Annotated in this window: 5 protein-coding genes and 1 pseudogene; all 6 read right to left on the bottom strand. The window is 50.9% G+C overall.

What is annotated here, in order from left to right:
• Positions 1-674, bottom strand: a 674-nt coding sequence (locus tag B3180_RS07595) for a malonyl CoA-ACP transacylase (RefSeq protein ID WP_286843844.1), incomplete at its 3' end; no start/stop codon positions are given.
• Complete coding sequence (locus B3180_RS07590) at positions 671-2,857, bottom strand: thiamine pyrophosphate-dependent enzyme (protein WP_278358591.1); 2,187 nt, start codon at positions 2,855-2,857, stop codon at positions 671-673. The genes B3180_RS07590 and B3180_RS07595, both read right to left, overlap by 4 nt.
• Before the next feature lie 14 nt (positions 2,858-2,871).
• Positions 2,872-4,044: an acyl-CoA dehydrogenase gene (locus B3180_RS07585; protein ID WP_222236219.1), complete on the bottom strand. Its 1,173-nt coding sequence runs from the start codon at positions 4,042-4,044 to the stop codon at positions 2,872-2,874.
• Positions 4,045-4,063: 19 nt separating this feature from the next.
• Positions 4,064-4,720, bottom strand: a complete 657-nt coding sequence (locus B3180_RS07580; RefSeq protein ID WP_224797672.1) for a helix-turn-helix domain-containing protein — start codon at positions 4,718-4,720, stop codon at positions 4,064-4,066.
• Positions 4,721-4,839: 119 nt separating this feature from the next.
• Positions 4,840-5,037, bottom strand: coding sequence for a 4Fe-4S binding protein (locus tag B3180_RS07575; protein WP_224797673.1), 198 nt, complete (start codon positions 5,035-5,037; stop codon positions 4,840-4,842).
• Positions 5,034-6,240 (bottom strand): annotated as a pseudogene (gene yegQ, locus B3180_RS07570) (tRNA 5-hydroxyuridine modification protein YegQ); the annotation flags it as partial. The pseudogene yegQ and the gene B3180_RS07575, both read right to left, overlap by 4 nt.

The following is a 6,240-nucleotide window of genomic DNA, read 5'->3' as shown; positions in this document are numbered from 1 at the left end:
CACACGGAAAGAGCCTGATCTGACGCCTCTTTCATTAACGGCGAATGAAATGCCGCATGGCCGGGTAAAATCATAGGGAAGCGGTTATCAACAGGAGCCAGGGTTTTGTTGGCAGCGTTAATCGCATTCTGTGTACCCGCCAGCAGAACATAGCCGCCGTAACGAATGGATAAAAACAGCTCTCCCGCGTGTTGTTCTAACAGTCGGCTGACGGCCTTTTCACGAGCTTTGTCCGGTTGCCACTGCTCGTTCATAATGGGGTAAATAAGCTGCGCACCCTCGGCTGTGGCAGTTCGCTTTGCCATGTCGGTGACAATAGACATCGCTTTTTCCGGCTGCCATGCACCGGCACAGGCCAGGGCGGTATACCAGCCCATAGAGTTTCCGGTTACGGCTACTATGTCATACTGCTCCGGGTCAACCGCTTTGAAGTCGGCGTAACCGGCGGCAAAAATTAAGGCTGCGGAATTTTCCGGTTTTAAATGTAGGCGGTGATCGAACTTATCTTTCTGGTCCAGCTCCGAAACGCCGGTAAAACCTTCGTTTTCGCGGACTTTATCTAACCGGCTAATGAGTTCGCTTTGCTTTGGCAAATGGCGCTCAGTGATAGAGCCTAATTCAGGTTTGTTGTAACCACCACGACCGGGGCAGACGATAACGGCAGTTTGTTTCATTGGCCTAAATGCTCCTGTAAATACTGGCGAATGTCTTCTTTTCCGGGCAAAACCTTATAAGCGGCTGACCCCAGAGGAATAAAGCTGTCCTTGGCGGTAATGCGGTCAACGCGTTGCCAGTCACGGCGGTGTTCGTACAGAGCCGTTATCAGCTCTTCACTTAGCGAACCGCGGTTACGACACTCATCGACAACCAGAATATGGTTAGCAGGGCCAATGGCGTCTACGACCTTTTCAATATCCAGCGGTACTAAGTAGCGTAAATCAAGAATGCGGATGCGTTTCTCAAGACCGAGTTCGCTGCATGCCTGTCGACTTAAGTAGTAACCATTGCCATAGGTGATAATGACCAGCTCGTCGCCGTCACCATAACGGGAAGGCTCGCCTAAAGCTGGTAGCGGCGCGTCAGCTGATGGAAACTCATGCAGCCAGCCTTGATCGCCTTCTTCAAGCAAGTCACGAGTCATGTAAAGCGCAATAGGTTCAAGAAAAATGACTAAGCGCTTCTGGCAGTGGGCAAGCTGAACCGCTTGCCTCATCATGAGTACCGCGTCGTGCCCATTCGACGGGCACATAACGATAACCCCCGGAATATCACGGAATACAGCGAAGGAATTGTCGTTATGGAAATGGCCGCCAAAGCCTTTCTGGTAGGCCAGGCCGGCAATACGAATGACCATACCGTTGTGGTATTGGCCGTTGGAGAAAAAGGGCAGAGTGGCTGCTTCGCCCCGAATTTGGTCTTCGGCATTATGTACGTAAGCCAGGAACTGAATTTCCGGTATGGGAAGAAAACCCTGTTGTGCCATGCCCATGGCTAAGCCAAGAATGCTTTGCTCATCCAGTAAGGTATTTACGACACGGTTAGCACCAAAATGATCAAAAAGGTGGTGAGTCACATGGTACACCCCACCTTTTTTGCCGACATCCTCACCAAAGACAACGGTGTTCTGGTACCGCGCCAGTATTTCGTGCAGCGCCCAGTTAATCATTTTGCCTAAGGGCTGGGGCTTCTTAAAGTTACGCTTATCAAACGCGAATACCGCCTGTTGCTGTGTGCTGGTTAGTGGCTGAGTATCGTCGGCCAGTGTTTTTGGCACAATGGAAGCCATGACCGACTCCGCGCACTCGAGTCTGGGCCGGGTGGAAGCTTCAGCCCCCACCCTCTGGATACGCTGCAACCAGCACTGCGCTTTTTCCGAAAGTTGAGAGCCGGTGCAAAGGCCCCGTTCGACCACTTGTGCTGCGGTTTGCAACAACACATCGGTTTCAAAGCCTTGTGCAATTGATTCACTGCTGCGGTAGGCAACTTCGGCATCGGCACCGGCGTGACCAAAAAAGCGCTGCGTTTTTAAATGCAGAATCGCGGGTTTTCGCGTGCGCCTTATATAGTCGGCTGCCTGACTGGCAACAGCGTAGGTTTCACTGACATTAGCACCGTCTGCATAGTAGTAACGTATTGCCGGATAATTCTGAAGCTGCTGAGCGGTCCATCCTCGGGGTGTTGAGGTAGAAATGCCAATACCGTTGTCTTCACACACGTAGAGAATGGGCATCGGCATGCCCTGGTACGCACTCCAGCCGGTGGCATTGAGAGCCCCTACGGCCGTAGAGTGGTTTGCTGAAGCGTCGCCAAAATTACAAAGCACAATGGCATCATCTGGCCACTGGCCAGCTTGCTTTAAGCGTTTACTGAGTCCAATGGCGTAGGCGGTACCCATGGCTTTGGGTAAGTGCGAAGCAATGGTCGAAGTTTGCGGTGGTATATTAAGCGCCAGGCTGCCCAGTACCTTGTGGCGGCCGCCGGATATGGGGTCGTCACTGGAGGCACAAAAAGACAGCATGAGGTCGTACAGGGAGTGCGACCCCTCAAGTTGCCTGGCACGCTGCAAGAAAAAAGCGCCGCTGCGATAGTGCAGAAAAGCCGGGTCGGTGACCCGCAGCGCTGCGGCAATAGCAGCGTTACCTTCGTGTCCCGCGCTGCCAATAGTGTAAAAGCTTTTGCCCTGACGCTGCAGGCGTCGTGATTCGATATCGGTGAAGCGGCTCAGAACCTGACTGTGAAAGAGTGCAAATAAGTCAGTATCGCTCAAGTTCGAGTGCTGCGACTGAGGCGCAGGCAAGTCTTCCTGCGCCAGTCGCTCAATAAAGTCCTGTTGCCAGCCCTCAATATCGCAACGCATGATAAGCCTCGCTATTAAAACGCAGGAATGTCGGTCTGTGAGCGACCCAGAATTAACGCATGAATATCGTGTGTACCTTCGTAAGTATTCACCGCTTCTAAATTCATCACATGGCGGATTACGTGGTACTCATCGGCAATACCGTTGCCGCCGTGCATGTCGCGTGCCTGACGGGCAATATCCAGTGCCTTACCACAGCTGTTACGTTTAATGAGCGAAATAGCTATGGGGTTAAGCGTGCCGTTATCGAGCTCGCGTCCGGCTTGCAGGCAGCCTAGTAAACCCAGGCTGATTTCGGTCTGCATGTCAGCCAGTTTTTTCTGTATCAGCTGGTTTGCTGCTAACGGGCGGCCAAACTGACTGCGTTCCAGCGTATATTGTCGTGCTGCGTGCCAGCAGAATTCAGCGGCACCAAGCGAACCCCAGGCAATGCCATAGCGCGCTTTATTGAGACAGCTAAACGGACCTTTTAAACCTTTAACTTCAGGGAAAATATGGTCTTCGGATACTTCAACGCCATCCATAACAATTTCGCCGGTGATAGACGCTCGAAGCGAGAACTTACCGTCAATTTTAGGGGCGCTCAGACCTTTCATACCTTTTTCCAGTACAAAACCGCGAATTTCGCCGTCAAGTTTTGCCCAGACCACAAAAACATCAGCGATAGGCGAGTTTGTTATCCACATTTTAGAGCCGGACAACACATAACCGTTGTCGGTGCGCTTAGCTGTGGTACGCATGCTGGCCGGATCTGAGCCGGAATCTGGCTCGGTCAGGCCAAAGCAACCCACCCATTCACCGCTGGCTAATTTAGGTAAGTATTTTTTGCGCTGCGCCTCGGTACCAAAGGTGTAAATAGGGTGCATCACCAACGATGACTGTACACTCATGGCACTGCGATAGCCGCTGTCGACACGCTCAATTTCACGGGCAATAAGGCCGTAGCTGACATGGTTAACACCGCTGCCGCCGTATTCTTCCGGTAAGGTGGCGCCCAGTAGCCCCATCTCACCCAGCTCGTTCATAATCTGGCGATCAAAGTTCTCATTGCGGTTGGCATCCAGCACGCGGGGCATCAGCTTTTCCTGAGCGTACTGATGAGCACTTTCCTGAATCATCTTCTCTTCATCGGACAAAGCGTTTTGCCAGTTGAGGGGATCGGACCAATTAAAACCAGCGGATGACATGTAACCTCCTAAAGTAGCGTTATGCGACGCGGCGCTCTAAGGCGTTTAAATTGTTTATGGTCAGAATAGACTGCTTGGTATCGATAAGGGATTCTTCCTTTAACGATGTAAAAATACGGCTGACGGTTTCAACGGCTAAGCCTAAATAGTTGGCTATGTCGGTGCGCGTCATGGGCAGTCGATATTCGTTGCGTGAAAGACCATGTTGATGCATGTGCGTGCTGATTGAAAGCAAAAAAGCGATGACTTTTTGTTCAGCACTGGTATTCACTATGTTTAAGTAGTGTTTGCTGCAATTGGCTAAACGGCGGCTCATTAGCTGCAAAAGGTTGTTTTCAACTTTGGGCAGCTCCTGCGCGAACAGTTTATTTAGCTTAATTTCGCAGAGCATGGAGGTCTCTAAGGTTTCGCAATAAGTTGCGGCTTTACCGTTGGCTAATGCCTCAAGGCCTACAATATCGCCCACCAGATGGAAGCTGGTAATCTGCTGCTTACCATTACTGTCAATGGTATAGCATTTGACCGATCCGCTTTTAATCGCGAACACAGAATTTAACGGGCGGTCCTCGCTGAAAACCACGCTGCGTTTATTATAAAGATGCGGTTCGCGGCTGCTTTTATCGAGAATCTCGACGTCGCTTGGAACCAGGCCAGCGGGGACGCAAATCGATTGCATGCTGCATTGGCTACATTGAATTGGGGTACGCATAGTCATCTCATCTACCGAATTATTGATCTGGTTCACTATACAAAACCCTCCGAATGATTTATCTACCTCTAAAGAGAGGGGGGTATTTACCCCTTTGCTTGTAGAATATCGACCGCTTCAACCGGGCAGACGACATAACAGTTAGGCGTGTCGTAATAACCCTCGCATTCGACGCACTTGTCCTGATTTACTTCGTAAATGCTGTCGCCCATCGAAATCGCTTCGGTCGGACACTCGGGCTCACAAATATCGCAGTTAATACAACCCTCATTAATGACAATCATGCTACTTTCCTCACTGCTGCTTCTTTTATGAGAAAACAATAGGGAATGTCCTGTTCGTCTATGGCGACAGGTGTTTGAATTTTGACCTGATAACCAGACCCCGGCGCGCGGATCATGACTTCATCTTTAAGTGACTCCATACGTGCCAGCTGAAATGGGTAGTTGCCTTTCGGAGTCATCAGTAGCAAGTCATCGCCAATAGAGAAGCCATTTTTTACCGCGACCTCATAAACGGAGTTGTTGTTTGCCGCCCCAGTTAGCTGACCTACCAGAATATGTTCGCCTTCGCTGTGTGAACGTTCGTAGTTTTGTAAGTCCTGTGGGGTGTGACGTTGCAGAAAGCCCGGGGTAAACCCGCGGTTTGCCATACCGTTTAACTCATTAAGAAGCTCGGTATTAAAAGGTTTGCCGGCAACAGCGTCATCAATTGCGCGGCGATAGACCTGAGCGGTTCGGGCAATGTATTAGTCCGATTTGGTACGGCCTTCAATTTTTAGCGAGTGCACACCCATGTCTACTAAGTCATTGACATATTCCACGGCGCGCAGGTCTTTGGAGTTCATAATGTAGGAGCCGTGCTGGTCTTCATCAAGCAACATTAGGTCTTGCGGACGCTTCGGATCACCAAGCAATACCGGCTCGTACTGACCAACGGCGTTCTCTTTGGCTTCGTGAACTTCGTAGCCCCAGCGGCAGGCATTGGTGCAGGCGCCCTGATTTGGGTCGCGCTTGTTCATATAACCGGACAGCAGGCAGCGCCCGGAGTAGGCCATACATAAGGCGCCATGTACAAAAACTTCAATTTCAATGTCCGGCACCTGCTGGCGCATTTCTGCAATTTCCTTCAGCCCCAGTTCGCGCGACAAAATAACGCGTTCAATACCTTGTTGCTGCCAGAACTTCAGCGCTGCCCAGTTAATGGTGTTGGCCTGCACCGATAAGTGCAGGGGCTGCTCAGGGAAGTTTTCCTGCAGTAGCATCACCACTCCGGGGTCGGAAACAATTAAGGCATCCGGTTTCATGTCGACAATAGCGCGAATGTGTTCAACAAACTTTGCCAATTTCGCATTATGTGGGGCAATGTTGACTACCACATAAAAGCGCTTTCCCTGTTGGTGCGCTTCGTCAATGCACTCACCCAAGTTATCCAGAGTGAAACTGTTATTGCGTACGCGCAGGCTGTAGCGAGGCTCTCCGGCGTAG

It is taken from the genome of Idiomarina sp. UBA4206 (assembly GCF_002383015.1).
Classification (GTDB): Bacteria; Pseudomonadota; Gammaproteobacteria; order Enterobacterales; family Alteromonadaceae; genus Idiomarina; species Idiomarina abyssalis.
The sequence above is the reverse complement of the archived record's forward strand: the minus strand, read 5'-3'. Positions and strand labels throughout refer to the sequence as shown.

What these genes read in the sequence shown, in the direction of transcription:
- B3180_RS07590 (WP_278358591.1), bottom strand. Translation starts at nt 2,857, where the DNA reads ATGCGTTGCGATATTGAGGGCTGGCAACAGGACTTTATTGAGCGACTG.
- B3180_RS07575 (WP_224797673.1), bottom strand. Translation starts at nt 5,037, where the DNA reads ATGATTGTCATTAATGAGGGTTGTATTAACTGCGATATTTGTGAGCCC.
- B3180_RS07580 (WP_224797672.1), bottom strand. Translation starts at nt 4,720, where the DNA reads ATGCAATCGATTTGCGTCCCCGCTGGCCTGGTTCCAAGCGACGTCGAG.
- B3180_RS07585 (WP_222236219.1), bottom strand. Translation starts at nt 4,044, where the DNA reads ATGTCATCCGCTGGTTTTAATTGGTCCGATCCCCTCAACTGGCAAAAC.